Consider the following 23,064-nt stretch of genomic DNA (forward strand, 5'->3'; position numbering starts at 1 on the left):
ACTATCCCTCCTCCTCTGCTGACTCCCGCTTGAGCGGTCATTATTTTTGTTTTTTTACTATGTAGTAGGTAATCTGCCTTTATCCATATACATATAGATGGATTCGATGCTTTCCCTTTTTGACTTTCCATGAGCATTTCAAAGAATCAAGAATGTTGGATACAAGATGAACCACTTCTTCAAAATCTTGTCCGTAATTGCTTTCTTTAAAGCTAATTACCACTTCTCTTTGTCTGGATTGCCCAACAAAGGTCTGATCAATTTCTGTCAATGCTTTCCCTATATATCCGATTAATGACATAAAAAACTCCTCCTTTATATAAATGAGTTATTCCGTTATACAACCTGAACCTTCGTAATGAGCCTACATTGGACCGGCTACCATGCCGTGTGCGAACGCGCCTGCTGGCAGTTCCCACTTATCCATAATCAAGTCATCCTTCGTAATTTGATTGGATAATGCCATCTCGATCCATTTGTTCACACGATAGTCTTTTGGGATGCGGCTCTTTCCCCGATTCGCTTTTTCAACAAGGGACATACTGGGATCAATAGTAAAATTGAGTTCCCTTTCAAGCCTCACCAGCATGTCAAACCTTGCTGGGGATATTTCTCTGAACATGTACCATAAATCAGAATTAGAAAATACACATGCTTGGCAAGAAGTACGGTTCCAGCCCAATAAATAACTAAACGCGGGAAGTAGTTCCATCGTTCAAAGATATCCCAAACTTCCTGTTCACTCCAATTTATGCAGGGGCGCCAGGCGTGAACGAGCCTCCTTTTAGAATTAGAGGCATGTATTTCCGCTTCTGCATACTTGCTGCGGTTATAACTCTCCTCTCTACGCTCACCCGTAACAACCAAGATTTTTTTAGGTTCCTCAAGTGTACCGGTGTATCGAGGATGGTTATTCAATACCCGTCTAAATACGTCGATCTTCACATAGGCGCTGCACCAACGCATTCTTAAATCCGCACTCATGGCGGGCCACTTCAAACGTGTACTTTCTTTCCCATTCTTAGTAGGAAGATGAAAAATCTGCCCGTTATCCATGTAATACACATCACCAGTAAGTGAATCTTTCCGAAGCATCTCACCTAAGATACCTCCCCTACGCCATTGGTAGCTGATTGGTATGCCCAATAACTCACTGAATGAATTACAGTAAGAAGTGATTGAAGGCCAATCAAATAGCTGGATGTCATCTTCTGAACCGTCGACGCTTTGATGAACGAGCTCAATTTTTTCCTTTGGAACACCTAATTCAAGAAGATGCAGGGTGCAAGCGACCGAATCTTTCCCACCTGACAAAGAAACCAAAATAGAATCATAGTCTTCAAGAGGCAGCAGCTCAATACTTTCCCTGTGCTCCACTTTTGTTTCAATACTGAATTCTCCCTCAAACAAACATAATTGTTCGTTCATAATAATCCTCCTTAAATAGAAAAAAGCGTATTACACCAAACCGGCATAACACGCTACACTCTGAATGATTTTCAATTCATAATAGTTAAGACGCCTAACTCTCGCTCCATTTGATTGTTGTCACCGGATCATTTCCGTTGTCCTCTTCTCGCCAAACATGAACCATGATTTCTTCTTCATCCGGCTTATATTCAACGACAGTAGCACTTAATTCAGCTCCATCAGTAGGACTCACAACATCAACCCAAATACCAGGATATTTAGGGTCAGGCATTTTACCGGCGATAATCTTTCCTTTTGGTGTATCGACTTCAATTCTCAATTCTTGTGATGGCTTTATGCTTGTAGTGCCATACATTTCAAACAGCCTGCGTCTGGTGAAATTATCCACACGAATCATATAGTCATCACGCGGTCCCTTATCAAGCTTGTTTTTCTCATAAAACTCTTTGGCCAGTTCCGTTACAACATGGCTAATAAATGTACGTGAATCTTCAATCTCAATTTTGTTTTGTGCAACAAAATAACCGGCATTAAGGGCGATATCCAATTCAATTTCTCTCAACTGTTCAGCTGTCATTATTTTTTCCTCCATGTAATTGTAATTAGATTTATTGTGGCGAAGAGCAATGATATTCCTTGATACGAATATCAAGCTCCTTTTCCCGCAATTTTAACTCGCGTTCCTTGAGTTCCAATTCTCTTTCCCGAAGAGTATTAGACTGGCGCAATTCAACAGCTACTTCCTCGATGGCTTTTTTGATCCTGGGCATCGTGCCTTCTATGAATGCCTTGCCCATTACTGTTCGAAAAAAGTCTGACATAGGAATTCCCCTCTCTTGATGATTAAAAATCATCTGATTCTTTTATGGTGATTTCTGCATACAGCAAGTAGCAAAATCGCAGAGCCGGTTTGAACCACTCAAGCTTCTCTACATTTTGTCCTGCCTCAACAACGGAACACTCCACATCCCAATATGCTTGGTATAATTGCAGAAAAATCGCTGCACCGTCGGAAAATGGCGATAATGCAATTGGCTCCGGTGCTTGTAAAAATAGGCCGCGCACTGGTTCCTCCATATCCGCTGGCGGATTAGCAGCAATATCTTCCCCTAATTCCCGGGCGCTTGCTTCTGCCTCAATGGATTTAAATGCGAGACGAAAAAGCTCCGTAGTTGCCTGAATCTCCCCATCCTGCTTAGACCGTTCAACAATCCAATCATAAATCGGGTCAATATAGGACTCGAAATCTTTATCAGTATGGTGGTAAACCCTTATGCCTGTGTTATTTAATAGCTCACAACACTTGTTCCGGATTTTTTCTAATACCGCGGCTAAAGGTGCAAAGTCCTCTGATTCCAGCTCGTTAAACGTTTCAAAGATAAAACGAAAAACAGCACTAGCTTCTTCGTCGTTCCCCAAATACCGTAAGCCGAGATGGGCAAACTCCATTACAATTCGACCCTTGGAAATAAATTCAGGAAAATAATCCCCACCATCATAATGACCTGCTGCATAGTCGCATTCGGTTATGACAGCATTGATTAAGTCAGTTGATTGAATCGGTTCATTGTTATTCATAAAAACACCCTCTCATTTTTGATTAATAAAAAAAGCTATACCGAGATAAAACCCGGTATAGCCGATTAACACTCCGCTATATGAATTAGCGTTCTTTTTATTTTTGGTAAGTTATCTTATCAAAAACTACCTGTTTTAGAGTATATGGTGAATCTTTACCGATTAACTCAAACTTCCTTTGCATAATTCCGCAAGGAGTTTTTAAGTCAACCTTATTATTCTTATCAAGGCTTAGTTCACCTGTTCCTGGGTCGTTTTTAATCATTGTTGTTACTGGAACCACAATGAAAGAATCTCCATACCTACCCAATACAACCTTAATTTCAGCTTGATGATATTCTCCTGAGAAATCCGATGCTTCCAATTTCCCGTTGATAGTATCATCTTTAAGCAATGCTTTAGTTGTGGTTTTTGGTGTCACTTTCTTTTTACCGTTTTCTATCACTTCGGTTGTTTCTACATTCTGTTCGGCTTGAACCTTCTTTTCTTCAATGACATGATAGGTTTGCTGTGATTGAGCATATATATTTCCCATCATATAAGAAAAAGGACCGATGATAGTGAAAGCTACAATAAGCGAATTGTACTTAGTAAATGAACGTACAACGGTGTGGAATGATGATGTCCAAGATTTACTACGGTAAACCACAGTCAATACAACAGGAACCAGCATCATTGCACCAATGAAAAATCCTAATCTCCATAAGCTATTTGTGGAAGTTACAATCCCGAAAAAGTAATCAAGGATTAACAACGCAAGTTCTGTCCACCCTACAAATAGAATATATTCACTAATCCATGAATTACTCGGCTTTGTAATGAATTTCTTTGTAAAAAGGGATACCAATAAGATAATCCCCAAAGAAATTAGAAATCCATTTACAGAATGAGCAATTAAAGCTGATGGTGAAAACTCCCATAAAAAATCGGGTAATTGATGATATTTCCAATAGCCTTTATCAAATAGGTAATTGATAAGATATGCAACTATTGTTGCTATTGGTATAAACATACCTGAAAAATCGATTTTATTCCCTTCCTGGTTTTCTGGTGTTGGTGTTCCTGACGGTGCACCTGATTGATAGTTACTCATAATTAAAATATTCCTCCTTTAGTTTAAGTTTTAAAGTCATTCACAAACACTTTTCCGACATTGAAACACTGAAAAAAGCTGCCCAGGATAAATTCCGGTGCAGCTCATACACACTCCGCTATATAGCGTTTTAAACATTGGCAAATGGATTATCCTCGTGAAATGGCGTAGAACTTGCCCCAAACGGGTTGCCATCACCTCCTCCACCATTGGACTCTTTCTTTCCAGGGCTTCCGAGGAATTGGACATAATCTGCAACAATCTCGATAACAAAGACTTTTTTGCCTTCCTTATTATCATAAGACCTTGATTGGAGCCGACCATCTATACCTGCCTGTGAGCCTTTTTTAAGGTACTGCGCGCAATTCTCCGCTTGTTTACCAAATACTACGACAGGAAGAAAATCCGCTTCACGTTCTCCCTGGCTGTTTGGTACCCTGCGGTCAACAGCCAAATAAAAGGAACATACAGCTGTGGCTTGCTGGGTGTAACGCAGTTCGGGATCTTTGGTAAGGCGGCCTACTTCTACTACGTGATTGATACTCATGGTACACACTCTCCTTCAAAAGAATTGGTTTGGTTGGTTATTGGTTCGTTTGGTTTTAGAGAAACAAAAAAATCGCCTCCCTATTACAACGACCAAAATCTCCATAAAGGATCATTAAAAAACTTTGGTCATTCTAATAAGAATGCGATTTAAAATTTAAACAACAAATAAATGTTGTAAATTCAGACGATTGGGCTTCACTCTCGCTTGACAGTGAATAAGGAAAAATAATGAAAAAATAATATACGATGATTATAGCATAAGCCTACTAGAAATAAATAGATCGATGTTACTTCTTTTAATAAATTAGAGATTTATCACATTTATTTGGACAGAGTACACAATGATCCATATTTAATTAGAAAAAATTTTTCCTTGTTGTTTATAAAAGGCTGTTATTAATCGATATTACAGAAAAAATCTAATTGATTTTGGAATTTGTTTAGCTAATTATGATGCAATTCCAGTTTATTATGAGATCCGTTTTCTTTTTAGTGTTTTTATTTTACATATGGTAAAATAAACACATAAGATAACATATTACCAAAAAAGAAGGTGACACAAATGAAAGAATTGTTTAAAACCGTAAAGTCTAATTTACGAAATATACTTATTTTCATGGCGCTTGCTTACCCTATTCTCGGTGTCGCACAATGGTTAGTACCGAATTATACTCCCCTTGATACATATAATGGATACTTAAAAGAGCTTCTAGGCTTTATTCTAGAATATGGAGATTGGATTCTCATTGTCTATCTATCCATCCAATTCTCTAGCTCTCCGCAACTGTTTTATGAAGCAGCAGAAACCATTCGCATGAACCGTTTGATTGCGGAAGTAAAAAGGTGGAGCCGTACACCCTATATTTCACCCGTTCACTTCTTCTATCTTATGGCTCCGCAACCAGCATATAATCCGATGTTGCATGCACAGGTGAAAAATACATTTAATACAGAAGTGATGAACCTGTTTCGCAATCGAATCTATGTTAATGCTGAATATATGGATGACTTCCCTGGCCCCAAAGTTACGTGGACTCAGGCTGTTGGTTCCCAATTAATTTTCTCTGTTCTGGCAGGGATGACTTTCATTACTGGCTTCTTTATCGTGCTTGGTTCAATAAAATCACCTGAACTTTGGTTTACGGGTATTGAACGATTTTTCATTCCTATTCTCGTAACCGTATCTGCTTTAGTAGGGAAGAAATTGTTTGCCATGCTTCGCTATGGAAGTGGTGAATTATTAGAGGAAGCGATGTTAGATTACTTCGGGGAAAAAGAACCGCGAATCACTTGGCGGGAAATGTTCCCGGATCGTCAGGATGGAAAAAATCTCGTACTGGCTTGGCAAGCAAATATCGAGGTACAGCAACGCCAATACAACTACTTTAAGAATCGTCCACTCCCGAACGGCAACATTATGAATTATGATAATCCGCTTTTACCACCGTATCCATTCCCGCAGAATACGATGCCTGAGTGGGCAAATGAGTTGGCTGAACGTCTTGAGGATAAAAAAGTAGTATGGCGATATGAAGCAAATGAAAACAACCGTAAAATGGCAAAACAATCAAAAGGAAAAGTGGTGCTCTTTAACAAGAAAAAGGCAAAATAAAAATTTGACGGAAGCAACGAAATACCTTTATTATTAAGGCAGAGGAACACATTGTCTCCTTTTAAAAGTGGTTCCGGTTGGTTTTTTATAGAAAAAAGGGTCGTCTAAGAGCTGGTTACTCTTGGATGGACCCTTTTTCGTTTTATCTTACGATAAATTTATAATGTATTGGAAAAACTCGAATAATGCATATAGACTAATGCCGCCTCCGATAAAAACACGAAGCGTCTTAAAAATACGAAATCCGGTTAAAGCTACGACAAATACCGTAGCAATAATCAACATTTGATTATCCATTCTTCTACCCCTTTTTTACCTCATTTATCAAAATAAGGCTAATTGTTTTTTTGGTACTGCTGGTGGGACAAGAATATCGAGCTTGAATTGTTCATCGTATTCCTCAAGCTCTCTCGATCTGTGCATGTTATAAAAAAACATGTCTTCTTCTGTCCATTCTTTAGGTGCTTTGATTTGTTGTCCTTTCGGCGTAAGGATTTTGCCGAATCGACCTGCTTTCAGAGGAAACGAATTATCCACTGAGAACCAATCATATTGCAGCAGGGCATCCCCTCCGCCACCGAGGAAATGATAGTTATGTTCGCCATATAAATTGAACAAGTCATCAAATTTGACTTTCCTTTCCTCCTGGGACAGCATCGCAGCTCCACCAATACCAATAAAGGGGTGATCCTCTGAAATCATTCGCTCTAAAGCCTTATATTCCTCTCCGACATGATAAATTGGTATCGGGTTTAGTCCTTCGGCTCGCAAATACGCTTCATTTCGTGCTGATGCCTCGAAATCTCCAACCACATCAAGATTAAAATAAGCAATAAAGTATTTTTCAAATCTCTTGATGAAGGCGCAGTATTCCTCCACCGTTACCGGTTTAATTTCTTGTCCCTCTTCTACTGCTCTCCAATGCTGAAAGGCTCCACTGTCCAATAATAGTAGTTTCCCTTTTAAATGCCGGGTCCAATTGGCAGACTTATCATCTCTAAGGAAAAAGAAATTGACCAGAAAGCACTCCACGCCCGCTTCCGCTGCTCTATGAACATCGTTCACAATCCGATCCGCTCCGGCATGATAGCATCTTTTTCCCTTCAATGTAATTCTTAAAAGCCCTTTTGCTGTTTTTCTCAGCTTCGCTAGGTTTTTACAAATTAGCCGCACCAGCCCCATTAAAGCACTAGAGAACTTCGAATGGGCTTCTAATTCTTTACGGGTCATTGTGCGTTTCCATAGAAGTTGAGATATAGCCAGGCGCAGGCGCTTTCTTGTAATTTCATATGGCTTCTTCCCTCTCTTACTCCGGACTAGAATCCTATCCTTTGTCACACCGAGAATGAAGTTTTTGGCTCCGTTCCCTGTGAGGAAAAAACTATTTTCTTTAATACTACGGACAAATTTCTTTTCCAAATCGCCCGCTTTTTTATCAAATGATTTAAACACGTTCATGATTGACTCTCCTCTTCATCCCTGGGCCAACAGGGATTGAGTGTAAGTAATTCCCCTAGTGGCCGGGATAAAGACTGATTTAATTCATCATTCGAGTACCGCAACCGTAACAAGAGGCTCGAATCGTAACCGCATGAGAAGGATTCTTGGGAGTGTTCAGTCGGATAGCCTTCGCTTTTGAAAAGCAATCAGGGCAATCAAATTCCACTTCTCCAAATTGCATTCCTTTTTCACCGAAGGCTTCTATTGCTGCCTCCGCAAACTCATGAGCACTTCCTAACACCATGCAGATTCGTGTGAATTTCTCTTCTAACTGCTGAAACAGGCTCTCGCCTTCTTCTTTCTGTATGTCACCCTGTAAAAAGTCTTGATATACAGTTACCGCTCGTTCGAAAAGAAATACAACACTGCTTATGGAATAACAGTCGATATATTGTTTTTTCCATTCGTCATTATATCCACATTGCTTTCCTGCGACGGCTGCTTGATAAGCCGCTTTCTTTAAGGCTGTAAAATTACTCACTCTTAAGGATTTAGAGGGGGCTTGCTGATTTTTCATCCGTTTTAACTCCTTACCTTATTGATTTGAAAAAAGGCTATGCTCCTCCTTAGAAGGAAAACATAGCCTCTCTCTGATCTGCTTAAATTGCCACGTCGGACCAATTGAAAAAGCGATTCTCGTACTGCTTGTTATAGTCATGAGCGGGTACAAGGACACGCGCAACAACCGATTTCAGTTGTTCGATTTCATTCGGCGCATCATCTACTGCGATAGTCGCACCGATTATGCTCGCTACTCTCTGCTTATTTTTAGAACAAATAACAAGGCTCGAAGGAAAGCCGTGTTTTTTCAACCATCTTACAGTGCGATGGAAGGACGAGCTGTCCCTAGCTGTCACATAATAAATGAAATGACCTTTATCATGCCACTCTTTCAGCTTCTCCATAGCACCCTTCACCGGCTTCACATCATCGAAAATAGAACTCTCCTCAAAAAAGTGGGGAGGGAAAGGAAATGGATACCTTTCCGTAGTAAAGCCTGGTACTACCTCTTTAAGCTTTTCGTTCGTTGCACTGATCGAATTATCAATATCTACGAGTATGATTTGCTTACTATTCATTGGTTTCTCCCCCTACATTTTCGGTTTGAGCTTGAGCTGATGCCTTAGCTTTCGGGTTGAATTTAAAAGAACTCCTCGGTTTGGTATACGTTGCATTAGACGATAAAAACCCAGTTGTATCCTCTGTAATCCACTGAGCTACCTTGTCATTATTACCAGCCAAGACTTCTTCCGGATCCTTTCCATGCTCTCTTGCATATTGCAAAAGAATAGAAGTCGGAACCTTCGGATTGGATGTTCCTTGTACAGTCTCCCAGGCACCGCCCTCAATGTATATTGGAGCTTTCTGCCGAGTAACAAAGCTCTTTAAGCCATTCTTCATGGTCTTTATGGCTTGTTCTTGGAAGAACAGGTATTGCCCAATGGCTTGTGCTTCCTCCATATTGGCCGGTTCTCCACATGCAGGCAGATTATTAAGTAAACCTGACGAGCAAAGATTCACGAACGGACAGTATTCACAATGCTTGCCCGATTTCATTTCCCACTCTGCTGCAATCGATGGATCCCGTGACTCAATAGCGTAAATTTGTTCAAAAGCCCACTTTACGCCTCTGTCAACATTCTCGGGCACGAATATCACTTCATTATCCTCGCTACGGTTGCATCGGGGGAAGATGAGTCGTCCACGAAAATCACCTGCTGTAATGCCTGAACGCATTTGTTCAAACAGGTGGGCATAAATAGCAAGCTGCATACTATCCCTAGCCAGGAAGGGTTGCCATGTGGTCTTAAAGTCCACAAGAATTAATTGGTCCAATCCGGGGTTATCGACGATAATATCGAGGTACGCCTGAAAGTCCCTTTCTTCTTTTCCATCCGTGATGGTGTGAACAATATGCTGTTCTGTCATAACGTCGGATTCCTCATTATGGAACAGTTGCTCAACCCGGTAATAGGCTCTCTCTACCATTTGAACGAGTTTATAGGAGAACTCCCCCTCTGGCATGCCACGCTCTTCCAGAATGGAGCTGTAGACGGCCTCTGAGGGTGAATATCCATCCCCATACACAAGTTTCATGGCAAAATGAAAAATCTTCCCGATTTTTGCAGGGGTACCGCCAGGAGTGGGTCGTCCTTCCGCATATTTATGAAAAAAGGCACGTGGGCATTTTGCATATAAATCAAGCCGCGAAAAACTGTACGTTTGTTTGCTGGTTGTCATTGGTTATTCCTCCTAAAATAAAAAAAGAGAGCATAGCAGCAAAAGGCTATACTCTCTCCTCCGTGTTGTTATTTGAAAAAAGGATTTATAAAAGAAGGGCTTAAATAAAAGCGTGGTCTGACATATCGCTGTTATTCTCTTCTTTATCCTCGTTGTCATTACTTTCGCTCGCAAAGCAGCTAAAATCAAAATCACTAGAAGTCTTTTTCTTCTCTTCCACTTTCGGTTGTTCAACGGCTTTTAATGGTGCTGTAGCTGTTGGTTGCTTCTCCATATGAGGCTGTTGTTCCTGTTGTTGTGGTTCCGCTACCTTCACTGGTTTAGAAGTTGCAGCTGTTGGCTTTTGAACTGGAAGTGGCTGTCCTTTTGGAGTCGGCTTTAATATTCCTTTGATTTCGTCTAATTGTACGGGTCGATGTTCGCCTGTAAACAAGTCGATTTCTACAGGGAGTTTCTTTGACAGCAATAAGTCATCCAGACCTTTTGCGTCTTTAATGTTCCAAGTCCATATAACAACCTCAATATCAAAGGATATTTTAATCACTTCTTTAGCAAAGGCAACCAGGTGCTTAAACACTTCTTCATTCTTGCCGGACACAGAATCCTCTTTTTTCAAGGAATCCATATCATACGCGATGATAAATTTCTTGATGTTCGCATTTTTAATGAGTGGAATGATATCCTTGTAGTTTCCAACGCCAGGGGCTCCAATCACCAATGCATTCAGCTGGTTTGCACTGATTTGTGCTTTATGTTCGCCTTCTGTACCAATTGCTACAGAAGTAGAAACAGCTTCATAAACGGGTGTTCCTACTTGCCATTGAGGGAACAGGGCTGTTGGGATAACTACATTGATAGGGCTCCACTCGGTGCGCCGCCCTTTCTCATACGGGAGAAATTTTTTTCTCTTTCCTTCTCGAGTTCAGGGTCATCAAATTTCCATGTCTTACTCTCGTTGTCTAAATAGACATTCGGTGTAGAGCTGAACCAAATATATTTGCGCTTGGGATCTGTAGTCGTCACACGCAAACGAACAATCCGGCCGTATTCATCCCTGACTGGAATAAAGTATCCACTTAGCCCATCTCTTTCAAGACGAACCGATATAGTCCAGTACCAGTCAGCCTCATTGTCTGGTTTACCGCCCTTTTTAAGCTTTTGGGTAAAGCCAGGGACATTCTCAAGATTTTCACCGCTTTGCATCAGTTGATCCATTATGGCAAAAATCTCTTGATGGGTGTTTGGTACAGAACGCAAATTAAGATGGCGAATATCATCAATGGTATATTGACGTTTCGGACTCATCCAATCCTCAGCATGTCCTCTGTAAATGGGACAAAGGGACAAAAACTTGCGGTAAATACGATCGCAATCTTCTGCACTGCGAGCTTTCACAGGCTCCCGGTGCACCTTTCTAAAAGGAGTCACGTTCATGCCATTGAATGGACTCGGGAAGGAAGATTTTCGCTTACTGTTTTGGCTATTACCCTCGCCTTCTTCGTAATCAACAGGAATGCCCATGATTTGAGCGATTTCCTCTACATAACGAAAAAATTGCTTTGTATCATAGTGTCCATGCTTGCTCCAAGCGTAGTAAGAGATAATATCTCCACCAGCTCCGCATCCACCTCCGCCGAAACACTTAAACCGTTGAATAGTTGGCTTATAATGTGTGTCAGGCGTTTTTTCATAGTGGCTTGGGTTGGGACAATACATTTGATACGTGCTGCCGGTACGTTTGTAGACGTGACCGAGAGCAGAAGCAAGCGTAAGTAAATCCGCACCCTTTACTGCATCAATGGTGTTCTGTGATAACTTCTGAAATGCCATTTGAAACTACCTCCTAAAAAAGTGATTGTGGTTGGTTTGTGGTTGGTTTTTCATGGAAACAAAAAAATGCCCATGTAGTAACCATCGTCTTAGTCGCAAAAAATGCGAATTCTCCTCATGACAAAGAGGACGATAGTTCCTAGATAGGCATTTACACAAACAGGCATCGCCAACGCTTGTTGGTGATGAAAGAAAAGCAATGAAATAAATAGATAACTAAATAATAGCATATTTATCTTTTTGTGAGAATAACATCCTTTCATATGGAATAGACTTATTTATATTATATTTATTAATAGGATAAATCCCTCTTAAAAGATAAAGTTCTTCTCTTAAAAAAACCTCTTCGGATAGTCATACTCCTTGCTACACCTACAATCCATCCTATAAACACCAAAAAAACCGAAAGAAAATGGCTATACGGGCCTGTGAATACGAAAAAACCAAATGGAACTATCCGGTAAAAAAGAAAAAACCAAAAGTTTTTAGATTACAAAATACTGGTAAAGCGACACTTCCCCTTTTTTCCACAAAATGCGGTACTTGTCCTCAATATCCAAATTATTCACCCTCTTAATTTTGGTTTTTTAGGAAACTGCTATGTTCGTTATTTTTTACCTTGTTATCCAGTTTGCCTCCACTTTTAACTTATCCACTATTGCCACAAAACCAACAAAATTAACAAAAAGTAGTTCGGTTTTTACGGTTATAGAGGAAAAATCTGTGGTTTATTCTTAAATGGAAATCGCAGTGACTCCTTTTAGCTGGGGATAATACAGATAGAGTAATAGAAAAAACACAAGGAAAAATAGGTGTGAACGGGATAGGTTTGAGGGAAAAGATATGGAGAGGAAATGTGAATGCAATACGAATAGCCCTCGTCATGCCTGCTTTTTAAAATTTAAGCAAGGGCAGTATGAGAGAGCTGAATAGTAGCGTGCTCAGGACTGAACGTTTTGAGGATAAATTCACTTAAATCAAAGGTGCGAATGATGGATGGTGCTTCTTTGATAGAAGGAAGCTTATCAATTTCATTAAATAACCATTCTGTCCGTTCTCTTTGACTCATATGGAATAATTCCTGTGTCCGATCCGCTACAAGGGAATTAAAATCTAAAATGAGTCGCTGATATGCCGGTGAGCTTTTATGCTTTCTACATGCATGTGCCCGTAATAGTGCATCATGCGCTTTGCCAAAAGTCGTGGCGTATCTATAGTCTTTAAGGCTAATGCTTGCAAGTTCGGATGATATAACAGGTGCAATAGCCTCCTGTGCCGCGGCGAATATCTTTGAAATATCGCTCAATGGGTAGTGACGCATCAATTCCAGGAACCGTTTCTCTGTATGTGCTTGTACATCTGAATCAAGGTGTGCAGGCCGTACAAAGTGCTGTAGCTTCTTTTGCTTTGCTGCAACAAGAGTGTAGGTGTCTCGCTTCTCGGCAAGTACATTCTTAACGAACTGAGACAGGTTGAATGGAAGTTTTTTTGTTTGTACGTATTCATCTTTAATTTTATTTAGTATAACTTCCTTCACTTTTCTAGAAACTTTGCGGAGCAGACGAACAACAGTAAAGAAGTGAGAATGGTGTTCTAGTTCTCCTATTCCTTTTTCATGAGCACGTTGAATCAGGTATTTTCTTGACCGCTCATATTTGCTTCGAGGTTGGATTGACTCGTGATAATAATTCCCTTCCCCGATCTTTCTTTCCTGTTCTGTCCAATCCGGGTTTACTTTGAATTCAGCCATACGGTAACGACCGGCTACCTTTATAAAATCACCATTCGATGTTGTCATGTAAAATAATCGTTTTCCATGAAGGGTGGTATGAAGGATTCTTCTCAGCTGGCTAGTGTCGCTTAAGTGAAGGAACGTTAAGAGGTTGTTCCATTGTACGTCCGGCTTTTGGTTATTGTACAAATCAAAGGATTGCATTTCTTTAAACTGGCGGAAAATGCAGGAGAAATAAAGCTTCTGTACAGCGACAGGAAGCTCAGTAAACTCCTTTGTAAAAATTATGTTATGCGTGATGACCAACTTGCCCGGCTTATCCGTATCCGGATCAATGTAGTGATTAAGCCAAATGGTGTTACGGCCTGTTTCCTCGTCAGACTCGCAAAGAATGAGGTTATGTAATATAAACTTTTTTAATGACACATACAACTGGGTTTCACTGTACTTGCCTTCATAGTACATGTGGACAGCACGCACAATATCCGCCAGTGTGACATCAGCAATTTTTCCGCGTACATCACAAATCTTTTGCAGAATCACCATGATGGCGAGATCCGCTTTGGTAAGATGATGTAATTCGTGGATAGCTTCTCCTTCTGGTGTAAAGCCGAAAGATTCTTTTTTGCTATAATGACGTTCAATATTAAAAACTTCATTAACAAACCGATAGTTAACAGCGACCGGTTTTGTTTCTTTCCCTTCCAATCCGAGAGGGTTATGTAGTACCTTCCATTGCACACGATTTTCATTGTTTCCCATGTTTTCACCTCCGTTCCATATGAAATTTTCATATCCTATCAATCATGTTTTGAGTCTTGAAAATAAATCCTAAAAACTAGTAATTTAGCCATCAAAAACTTAGTTAAATTAATACTTTTTAAGTCTTATTCCCTTGTTAAACAACTGAATTTCAATTAAAATAGTAAAGAAGACAAAATTAAAGACGACCCAGGTTTTTCTTTTTTTCGAAAAACAGGCTAGGTATTAAGGTATTTAAGTATTTAGCTGGCGTTGTGTTGAGTTGCCGGGCGACCAACCTTATGAACTCAACGAGTAAAATGAAACAAACAAAAAACGAATTTTATTGAGCAAGTGCTACCAACACTTTCTCAATCGGACGGCTTTGCTTACCAGGCAAAGCTTTTTTTACTGCCTTTTTACAGCTGATAAGTGATGGATGGTGTTACCAGCACGATCCTTCACTTCTACAAGAGTGTTATCAGCACCCTTGTAAGCCTGTCGTATTGCTTTAGGAACTAAAAAAGCACATCCCGCTTCACTGGAATGTGCCTAATGCATAAATTTGAATAATGGGCATTTGACATCCATGAAGCTTATTTCAATTGGCACTTTCTTCCGTCACTATAACTCTTTTGAAATATGGCAAATAACAACTAGATTTATACGGACCCCAAAAAGGGTAGACGTACTCCGTCTAGAAGTTTACCAGGCAATGTTATTATACATCATGAAAAAAGGAAAATACATACCTATTTTCAATTATCGGCTACTAATCAGTGTTTTTGCTACAATTGGAAATTATTTTTTACAAAAAAACACTAGATTTTATAGTATGGATTTGATAAAATGTAAGTAACAACTTAAAATATCTGATAAACTTTTAGTCATTTAGACTCCTTGAAGTATCAAGGCACACATTATGACTTGAAGTATGTCAAAACCAGGCGAGAAACCACTGTTCCTTTGGAGCGGTGGTTTTCTCTTTTTACCTATTATCTAAAATATAACATCAATCTCAATGTTTACTAGGCAATAAGACCTGTTCGGCATTGGAAATAAACAGCGTATCCTCTATTTTTAAAATTTTTCAAAATAGACTCAGATTCCCTGTTTATAGGATATTCTTTTGAAGATTTCATTTACTTTTAATATGAAGCTTGTGAAAAATACCTGGTGTATGGAATTTTTGTGTAAAAATGGGCATAGGCACCTCACGGTTACTTATGCCCTTATAACAGTTTATGGATCTATTTTCTATTATTCGCTCTTTTCGCTAGTCTGTCAATACTAGTTTGTAAGACTCACTTGTATTTCTTGATGATTCGTTTTACCTGCTGTGATAGAGCACGCGGAAGGTTATGATCTACCATGATGGCACGCCCAGGATACATCTGACGAACCGCCTCTTTCACATCTTCACGCTGCGGCCCAACAAACAGGCATAAAACCTCTACCCCTCGCTTTTCCGCATTCAGCACGATTTGACGAACGGTATCAAAGGATTCACCCTCTTCAAAGCAAGGTAGCCCATCACTAAGCATGACAAGCAGTTTTACATCCTCGCTGTGCGTTGCTAGATTGTCTACAGCCCATTGTAAGCAAACGGTGTCCCTATTGGCATCCTGTGGGCTTAAACCACCTATCTGAGCCTTCTCGCGCTCTCCTAGCAGTCCATAAGGCTTGATAGGATAAATGATATCCCCGCCTCGGTAGCTGTCTGTAAAAGCGTAGGAAGCACAGGGTACATTTGCTTCTTCGGCTGATTCGATTAATAGCACTTGAGCACGACGCATTTCATCAATAATTCGTTCCTTTGTATTCGCAAATTCACCGCCCGTACTACCAGAAATATCATTGAGTATTTGCATACGTGCATTCTTTCCTGGTGTCCCTTTTTTGGTGCGTTCAAATACATTCATTTGACCTAATGTATCTACACGCCAAGCGCGGGAGGCTTTGATTCTTCCTTGTCGCTGATTACGCAGCTCCTCGTCATTAATGCTTTCGAGAAGCTGTTGTAAAGCCTTAGAGGTGGCGGGTATATACTGTTTCACCTGAGCAAAGGCTTTCTCATAATTAGCTCGGTCATGCTGTTCAAATGGACGAACGATGACTTCTTGGTGCGGCTTCAATGCATTGGGAACTTCAACCTCGATCTTTTCTTCCTTATAAGGTGCAAGTTGACGATCCGCTTCCTCTTCATCATTATCTTGAGCCTTTTGCTCTTGGTTCAGAATGGAAGCGTAAGAGTTGGTAGGCTCATTATCGCTTTCCTCTGTTTCTTCATTAGAGTCAGATTGGTTTTCTGCCCCTTTTTCTTCCGGTTGAGGAGTTGGTTTTTCCTCTTTGGATGCAGCAATTCGTACAAGAATACGCTTGGTATTCTGCTCGACCTCTTCTCTATCGCCCCATTGGTCTGTACCCTCATGTCTGTTATCTTCACCTTTAAAATCACTAGGAGATTCATTATTTAAATCCATCCACTCTAGTAATTGCGGCCACACTGTACGCATCATGGTTAAGGTTAAATTAAGACATTCTTGGGTACTTGCAGCAATTCGAGCGTCGTCAATTAGAGGTTGAATAGAATCAACCAGCTCTACTGCCTCTTTATCCCAATCTGGAATATCCGTCATTCCCAATGCTCGATGCATAAAGGCAGAACGGAAGTCGGCAATGTTATTTTCTCCGGCATGTTCCCCGCGATTACCAAACGTCCACTCGTAATTTACAAAATCAATATATTCTTTTGTGGTGGGACGATCAATAACCACAAAATTTTCCATGCGTCCATCTAACATGACATTACCGAAAAAGTGAGTCCAGGCTTGCGGATACTTTTTATTATCCATCCAGTCCTGCTTTTGCGATGATTGATTCTCTTTAATCCAATTGAAAAAATCCTCGATGATGTCATATTCCTTATGACCGCATTCATGGATCGCGTGTCCTTTTCGGATAATACGATGTTCGGCAACGGAAAAAGGACGATGCTGAGGCGTTTGTACATTATAAATAATATGAATCGTTCCATTCTTATCAATATAACTCGTCTCGTTGTTGGTCCAGTTAAAGTCTAATTTTCTGAAACCAAAAAGAATGCGAAGATAGCGGGCGAGCCGCTGACCTTCGCGTTCCTTAATAATATCTTGCTTATTGGTAAGAATTACTCCTGCTGGTGCAGTCATTTTACATTCCTCCATTTACGTATTCTTCTTCTTCTTGGGACATTGGTAAATCCTTGAATGCCTTTTGGCGGATAATGTCCCGAATAGCCATACGCTCTTCAAAATCCAGTGTTTTATTGATGATGTAATCCTCGCAGACTTCTACTTTGGTATCTATCGTAATCCCGTAAGCAGTGAAGTATTCGGCTGCATCAATATAACCACGGATGGTTTTAGAGCTGTCGCCTTGCGATTCGTCACGGATTAATTCATCTACTGCTTTTTTGATATTCTCCAAAAACTCAAGGGCGCCGGTATCGGTTAGTCCTGATTTTTTTGGAAATAAGCGTTTTGAAATCTGCCACATAAGGCATGTTGAGCACAACCATTCGGTCTACAAGGGCCCCATTGAGCTTTTGCGTACCGGTATATTGCTCCCCTACGTTAACTGAACCGATGAAAACATGATTTTTATGGCGCTTAATGGTGCCATCCGGAGTAGGAAGCGCAGCATTTTCATCCAATACAGAGTGAAAAATACTGGTGACATTCCCGCTAATCATGTTCATTTCCGCATAGTGCGTCAGTCCACCCTTTTCAACACCTATGGCGAACGGAGAATTTTTAAATTCAATCTCGGAGCCGTTAGAGGTCGCTTTCAGCGTATTATCGCCAACGACGCTTTCCTTCGTTTCGTCTACGTTCCCAGTGGTCAGGTATAAAGGTAAGGATAGAACCCAGCTAATCGTATTGATTAGTGTGTCTTTCCCTGTCCCTTTGTCGCCATTCAACAGAAGTGCTTTGCCATTAAGAATATGACGCATCGCACGACCGAACACGGGACCCATATAAGGTGTCTTTGGCTTCGTTGGAGGCGCGGATACTTCGGTTACTGGTACCGCTTTGCAGATTTGCTTCCGCATTGCTTCAATAGAAGTAATCACACGCATACTCATTCCCTGATCAAGCAGGTAATCATGGACATCAGACCATCCTTCTTGCCAATCCCGCACTTCTGTTTTAACAACATTTTTTGCAGAGGTTGGTTTGCTATTTGGAGCTGGTGTACTTGGGGCCCTTCCTGCGGTAACAGCAGGTGCAGGAGTCGGTGTAGAAGCAGGCTTAATAACCGGAAGGGAGAGGCTTGCATTCATGTCCTCCATGTCCGATAAATCAATCTCGGTCGGAACAGTAGGTACACTCGGCAAACCGAAAACCGTCACGTCCTCCCCTGCTAAAAGAGCTACTGCCTTCGCCACGACCATATGCTTGCATGACTTACCAGCTGCGGCATCTTCACAAAAATGCGTAAAAACTTTGTGTCCCTGCTTTTCTGTGATAAATCCTGGCTCATCTAATCCACGAAACTGAATGCGATAACCAAAGCCATTCTTCGCTTTTTCCACCTGTTTTACATACTGAGGAAGGTTTGCTTTTGCTCCTTCCGCTTGGCTATCTGCAATAGAAACTCGTGTGTGTCTGATTGTCATAACAAATCTCTCCTTAAATTAAATTAGTTATTTTCGATTCAATAAAAATGAAAAAGCCAGAAATCACGATGGATTCCTGGCACGAAACACTCGCATATTAAGCTGATTGATGGGCAGATTCACGAACGATATTAGCACGTTTTCCTAAACGGATGGTACCGGCTTTCTCGTTGTACCAGCCATCTAGTTGAAAAATGCCACCTTTTTTAATCATGGCTTTCGCTTTGGTTAACAGATCCTTCGGGATGAATACTTTCACAATGGACTGGTTCTCAAGTTGGGCTTCAAAAACAGAAGTACCGTCTTGATTCACCGTAAGACCACTTTCCGCACGCAATCTGAATTTTTGCGGTGTGCTGTTCCCTTGTCCTTGTGCCGGTGGAGTGCTGTTGTTACTGCCTGTATTGGATTTAGGCGGTTGTTGTGTGGACTCTTGTTCTGAATTTCCTTTTGGTGTTTTACCACTCATAAGAGCAGCCACATCTGCTTCAAAAATACCGTTCCAATTCATTTCGGAGTAATAGGAGCGGTACGAATCCGGAAGAACAGGAATACCGTATTTAAAGCGATAAGAGGTATCCAGACCATAATTCGAGGCTACTTTGCCGAATGCAGTAGAATTAGGCCTCAAAACCGTGACCTTACCAGCAAACAAATCTGAGCCTACTCCAAACCATGCTGCACATTTCTTTAAGCTGTCCGACATAGCAGATTTCTTCGCATTTTCGGCCGCCTGTGCATCAGGTTCACTCTCGCCTTTCTTTATCGTCATGGTATCATCACCATATTGTTCCCGGGAGATCCATCGTTGGTTATCGGCATCCCAAATTTCAAGACGGCCAAAGACACTAACGGAATGACGCTCCTGGTCAATATCGACTTGTACTGCCTTATGAGTCCAGTTAAACATGCCGAGGACATCATTTAAGCGGTTAACGATATTTTGAACACCGATATAGGCGTGACCTTCATAGTTAACCTTGTAGTCAAGGTAATGGAAAGGTAGATTCAATTGTTGGTTCAGGGGCAGATTTTCGTTATAGTTTGTCATGATAAACACACTCCTAATTTAATAGTCATTTAATTTGAATTGAATTACGCTACATCTGAATTCCGATAAATGATTTCTCCTTCGGGTAGAAGAGCAAGAAAATCTTCAAGGCTTATGACTTCATCGGCTGCTTCACGAATAGAGCTTGCCGGACGAAAATCACTGACAAAGGCAATGACACGACTGCCCTTTTCTTGCGCCTTTTTAATGGCCGGAAGAAAATCACCATCCGAACTAAATAAAAAAAGAAGTGGTACACAGTTCAGGCTAAACTCATACAAGTCTAGGCCGATTAGCATGTCCACTCCTTTTTGGTAAAGCTCACCATTCCTGGTGCCCATATTTCCTTGTCGGACGGCAATTCCATCCTTCTCCAATGCATTGAAAAATCGCATTCTCCGGTAATATTGTTCCATATCCAACTGTCGAGAAGGACATGCACTATACATACGCTGCGAAACCTCTACACTCCCGTATTCATGAGCTAAAATGCTCTCAATAGTACGGTAAAAAACGCTCCATCGTTTAAATCCCTCAATGCCCATTTCATGCAATTGCTCCATAGCATTGAGTTCGTCTACTAAAATGGCTGCTTTTTCCACTCAAGCCACCCCCGCAACGTCTAAATCTAACTTCATTTGCTGACTGAACAGATTAATGAAATCAGCTGCACTTGAAGGGACACCTTTTGCATTTCGCTTATCAATTTGCAAAACCCATTCAGCTTCCGTAAAAGCAGGGATCGCGATAGCGGCAATGCTAAAGTCGGGATGGTCTTTGTGTTCCCAAATGTTTTTGTTTGTAGAAACAAAGCCCAATCGTTTCAATTCATCAAGAGGAACAATGGTATTACGGGGCTGACCTTCTGCTGCATCGAAATAAAATTTCAACGAAAGACAACGACCTTGTACCATATGACGGATACGAGTCATGAACGATCCGACTTCCTCTGTGTTAATACCTGTAATGCTCAACATCATCATGTGTGGAGTATAACGATTTTGGCGAGCTAGAAGTTTACCTCCCTCGGATTCCAAAGCAGGCACATCTAGTTTATTGAACTCAAATACCTGGTCCCACGTCATTTCTACTCTTTTAAGCATCTTAAAATCCTCCTTTTAAATGGTTACTTGGTTGGTTGGTTTGAATCTAAGTGAAAAAGGGCAAAAAAGCATAAAAAAAACGCCCACTTATAGATACCAACACGATTGTTTAGCAAAAATAAAACGCTAAACTTTGGCATCCATAAGTGGACGTATTTAAATAAACAGTGCAAAAAAGCGATTGATAATTACCTACAGGCTTTTCCCGCGCTTGCCGGAAAAGAAAAGAAGAAAATGAAAAAATAATATACCCTTATATTAGCAAACAAAAAGGGTAAACTGCAATACGTTTCAGTAATTTATTGGAGCTGGTGGATTATTTTTCTTTGCTCATTTGTTCTTCCAGGCGCCTAGCCATTTCCAGTGCGTTTTTTTCGGAGGTGCTGCCTGAATAAAGTTGAAACCCTTTCTTTTTATTTTCGTTCACTTCATCATCCTGGCACATGATAATTTCATTTTCCTTATGCATAACATGGAACATATAGATACCCTCCTGCTTTAAATTTTACCCTATCATTGTTCTATTTTATCCAAATTTAGTTTGAATGATTAAATCATGTCTGTTAGAATACCGCTTAGGAGTTACCAGTGATCCGCTTCCTGTGTCTGCAAACCGAGAACGGACTTGATTCCTAAAAAAGCCTTCCGTTGAACGTGGAAGGCTTTTTCTTTAGTCGTTATAATAACCTTATTGAACAGAAGAGGAGGAAAGCGACTTGAATTTATTAGATATTATATCATGGCATCGTAATAAAATATCAATAAACGAGCTCAAAATCATCCTGTATTTAGCAAGTCGTATTTATGTCCTGCCGGAAGAAGAAATCGAAATCTCTATTAAGGAATTCTGTGATTCAATTGGAAATAAAGGGACACCAAAGTACTCCGAAGTTAAAGAGCTGTTTTTTAATCTTGACCAAAGAATGATTCCCGTAAAGATGGGACAGATGGATATAGAAATAAATTTGTTTGAGAAGATATCTACAGAAGAAAAAAGAGGTTCTGTAGTAATTCGGTTAGGGAAACTAACTCGTCCTTACCTGGTTCATCTTCGCAAGGAAGCGCCCTACCCTATCCTTGAAAACCTCCTGCTTTTTAAAAGTGCCTACTCGATGTTTTTCTATTTATTATTTAAAGATGTGGAAACAACAATGGAATATACATTTCGGCTCAGTGAATTGAAGCAATTACTACAGTTAGAACACACATACCCTCGCTACAGTAATTTTAACCAACGGGTATTAAATATTGCTGCCAAAGAAATCAGCACTCTTACTCCATTTACTTTCAATTGGATAGCCCGCAAAGAAGAGAATGATATGGCAATCCTTTTCCTAGTGGAAAAAGATACAAACAATCAGATATTGGATGAAAAAGGGCTATTTACTTATATAAAAGAAATTTTGTGGGCGGAATGGAGGGTTGAACTGAAACAGGATGTTTTTATGCGGTGGGTTCCTAAAGGGGCATTTGCCATTTTATCAGCTGTTAAACAAGTGAATGTTCAAATGGACATTATTAATCCAATTGGATACTTAACGGAAGTCTTAAAAAAAGGTGAGTTTGGAAAACCCTTAGATAATATTTCTTTGCAAGAATTCCGTGCATTACGTAGAATACTGGCTTACTACGACGATACCAGGGAGGTCGTTACCAGCTGGTTAGTAAAAAGTGAAATAGAAACGAAATTATTTCATGACTTTCAGGATATGGATATAGAAAAGTTTTGGCTTAAGTTTAATGAATGGATTTTGGAAGAGATTAGGCATATAAGAAACCGAAATCTAACCAAATAAAGCAACTCCGCATAACAGATTTATGCAGAGTTGCTTTCTACGTTGATATAAGAAAAAATGTCTTGAGCTATCTTATCCTGAAAGTCCTCGATCGTTAGAGGGCGCATTTTTTCTCTTTCCCTGGTTGTTTGAAATTGGTTGATTACA

At 40.3% G+C, this 23,064-nt stretch carries 24 protein-coding genes; 2 read left to right on the top strand and 22 right to left on the bottom strand.

The features are described 5' to 3' along the window. Window positions 1-79: 79 nt before the first annotated feature. From MBEAL2_RS25615 to MBEAL2_RS25645, 8 genes are all read right to left on the bottom strand, one after another. Window positions 80-301 (bottom strand): hypothetical protein, encoded by a 222-nt coding sequence (locus tag MBEAL2_RS25615; RefSeq protein WP_047155060.1) that lies wholly within the window; start codon window positions 299-301, stop codon window positions 80-82. 63 nt (window positions 302-364) lie between these two features. Further along, window positions 365-589 carry a hypothetical protein gene (locus MBEAL2_RS29780; RefSeq protein WP_052948020.1) on the bottom strand — a complete coding sequence of 75 codons (225 nt, stop codon included), beginning with the start codon at window positions 587-589 and terminating at the stop codon, window positions 365-367. Continuing rightward, window positions 580-1,428, bottom strand: a complete 849-nt coding sequence (locus MBEAL2_RS25620; protein WP_052948021.1) for a phosphoadenosine phosphosulfate reductase domain-containing protein — start codon at window positions 1,426-1,428, stop codon at window positions 580-582. Before MBEAL2_RS25620 ends, MBEAL2_RS29780 begins: the two co-directional genes overlap by 10 nt. 94 nt (window positions 1,429-1,522) lie before the next feature. Then, complete coding sequence (locus tag MBEAL2_RS25625; protein WP_047155061.1) at window positions 1,523-2,008, bottom strand: hypothetical protein; 486 nt, start codon at window positions 2,006-2,008, stop codon at window positions 1,523-1,525. Between the two features lie 31 nt (window positions 2,009-2,039). Beyond that, window positions 2,040-2,252, bottom strand: coding sequence for a hypothetical protein (locus MBEAL2_RS25630; protein WP_047155062.1), 213 nt, complete (start codon window positions 2,250-2,252; stop codon window positions 2,040-2,042). Window positions 2,253-2,274: 22 nt separating this feature from the next. Continuing rightward, window positions 2,275-3,009, bottom strand: a complete 735-nt coding sequence (locus MBEAL2_RS25635; RefSeq protein WP_047155063.1) for a hypothetical protein — start codon at window positions 3,007-3,009, stop codon at window positions 2,275-2,277. A gap of 97 nt (window positions 3,010-3,106) precedes the next feature. Next, entirely contained in the window at window positions 3,107-4,102 is a 996-nt protein-coding gene (locus MBEAL2_RS25640) for a hypothetical protein (RefSeq protein ID WP_047155064.1), read from the bottom strand. Window positions 4,103-4,232: 130 nt separating this feature from the next. Beyond that, window positions 4,233-4,649: a single-stranded DNA-binding protein gene (locus tag MBEAL2_RS25645; RefSeq protein ID WP_047155065.1), complete on the bottom strand. Its 417-nt coding sequence runs from the start codon at window positions 4,647-4,649 to the stop codon at window positions 4,233-4,235. Window positions 4,650-5,213: 564 nt separating this feature from the next. Here MBEAL2_RS25645 and MBEAL2_RS25650 point away from each other — a divergent pair. Next, entirely contained in the window at window positions 5,214-6,263 is a 1,050-nt protein-coding gene (locus tag MBEAL2_RS25650; RefSeq protein WP_047155066.1) for a hypothetical protein, read from the top strand. 324 nt (window positions 6,264-6,587) lie between these two features. Here the strand turns inward: MBEAL2_RS25650 and MBEAL2_RS25655 are convergent, their stop codons facing one another. The 14 genes from MBEAL2_RS25655 to MBEAL2_RS32075 all read right to left on the bottom strand — a co-directional run bounded on the left by MBEAL2_RS25655 (window position 6,588) and on the right by MBEAL2_RS32075 (window position 21,602). Beyond that, window positions 6,588-7,721 carry a hypothetical protein gene (locus tag MBEAL2_RS25655; protein ID WP_047155067.1) on the bottom strand — a complete coding sequence of 378 codons (1,134 nt, stop codon included), beginning with the start codon at window positions 7,719-7,721 and terminating at the stop codon, window positions 6,588-6,590. A 79-nt stretch (window positions 7,722-7,800) separates the two neighbouring features. Next, complete coding sequence (locus tag MBEAL2_RS25660; RefSeq protein ID WP_047155068.1) at window positions 7,801-8,280, bottom strand: hypothetical protein; 480 nt, start codon at window positions 8,278-8,280, stop codon at window positions 7,801-7,803. An 82-nt stretch (window positions 8,281-8,362) separates the two neighbouring features. Beyond that, window positions 8,363-8,842, bottom strand: a complete 480-nt coding sequence (locus tag MBEAL2_RS25665) for a 5' nucleotidase, NT5C type (protein WP_047155069.1) — start codon at window positions 8,840-8,842, stop codon at window positions 8,363-8,365. Beyond that, window positions 8,835-10,004, bottom strand: a complete 1,170-nt coding sequence (locus MBEAL2_RS25670) for a PD-(D/E)XK nuclease family protein (protein ID WP_047155070.1) — start codon at window positions 10,002-10,004, stop codon at window positions 8,835-8,837. The genes MBEAL2_RS25665 and MBEAL2_RS25670 overlap by 8 nt, the downstream gene beginning before the upstream one ends. A 100-nt stretch (window positions 10,005-10,104) precedes the next feature. Further along, complete coding sequence (locus tag MBEAL2_RS32555) at window positions 10,105-10,719, bottom strand: hypothetical protein (RefSeq protein ID WP_047155071.1); 615 nt, start codon at window positions 10,717-10,719, stop codon at window positions 10,105-10,107. Window positions 10,720-10,850: 131 nt separating this feature from the next. Then, entirely contained in the window at window positions 10,851-11,834 is a 984-nt protein-coding gene (locus MBEAL2_RS25680) for a CHC2 zinc finger domain-containing protein (protein ID WP_047155072.1), read from the bottom strand. Between the two features lie 901 nt (window positions 11,835-12,735). Continuing rightward, window positions 12,736-14,328, bottom strand: a complete 1,593-nt coding sequence (locus tag MBEAL2_RS25685; protein WP_047155073.1) for a hypothetical protein — start codon at window positions 14,326-14,328, stop codon at window positions 12,736-12,738. A gap of 1,283 nt (window positions 14,329-15,611) precedes the next feature. After that, window positions 15,612-17,498: a vWA domain-containing protein gene (locus tag MBEAL2_RS25690; protein ID WP_047155074.1), complete on the bottom strand. Its 1,887-nt coding sequence runs from the start codon at window positions 17,496-17,498 to the stop codon at window positions 15,612-15,614. Between the two features lies 1 nt (window position 17,499). After that, on the bottom strand, window positions 17,500-17,775 hold the full coding sequence (locus MBEAL2_RS25695; protein WP_047155075.1) for a hypothetical protein: 276 nt from the start codon (window positions 17,773-17,775) through the stop codon (window positions 17,500-17,502). A 4-nt stretch (window positions 17,776-17,779) separates the two neighbouring features. Beyond that, window positions 17,780-18,967, bottom strand: coding sequence for an AAA family ATPase (locus tag MBEAL2_RS25700; RefSeq protein ID WP_047155076.1), 1,188 nt, complete (start codon window positions 18,965-18,967; stop codon window positions 17,780-17,782). A gap of 97 nt (window positions 18,968-19,064) precedes the next feature. Then, window positions 19,065-20,018 (bottom strand): Rad52/Rad22 family DNA repair protein, encoded by a 954-nt coding sequence (locus tag MBEAL2_RS25705; protein ID WP_047155077.1) that lies wholly within the window; start codon window positions 20,016-20,018, stop codon window positions 19,065-19,067. 44 nt (window positions 20,019-20,062) lie between these two features. After that, window positions 20,063-20,620: an NYN domain-containing protein gene (locus MBEAL2_RS25710; protein WP_047155078.1), complete on the bottom strand. Its 558-nt coding sequence runs from the start codon at window positions 20,618-20,620 to the stop codon at window positions 20,063-20,065. Next, window positions 20,621-21,121 carry a hypothetical protein gene (locus MBEAL2_RS25715; RefSeq protein WP_047155079.1) on the bottom strand — a complete coding sequence of 167 codons (501 nt, stop codon included), beginning with the start codon at window positions 21,119-21,121 and terminating at the stop codon, window positions 20,621-20,623. 316 nt (window positions 21,122-21,437) lie between these two features. Further along, on the bottom strand, window positions 21,438-21,602 hold the full coding sequence (locus tag MBEAL2_RS32075; protein WP_161798302.1) for a hypothetical protein: 165 nt from the start codon (window positions 21,600-21,602) through the stop codon (window positions 21,438-21,440). A gap of 235 nt (window positions 21,603-21,837) precedes the next feature. Between MBEAL2_RS32075 and MBEAL2_RS25720 the strand changes: the two genes are divergently transcribed. After that, window positions 21,838-22,917, top strand: coding sequence for a replication initiation protein (locus tag MBEAL2_RS25720; protein WP_047155080.1), 1,080 nt, complete (start codon window positions 21,838-21,840; stop codon window positions 22,915-22,917). The last annotated feature ends 147 nt before the right edge of the window (window positions 22,918-23,064 follow it).

Source organism: Aneurinibacillus tyrosinisolvens (genome assembly GCF_001015055.1).
Taxonomy (GTDB): domain Bacteria; phylum Bacillota; class Bacilli; order Aneurinibacillales; family Aneurinibacillaceae; genus Aneurinibacillus_A; species Aneurinibacillus_A tyrosinisolvens.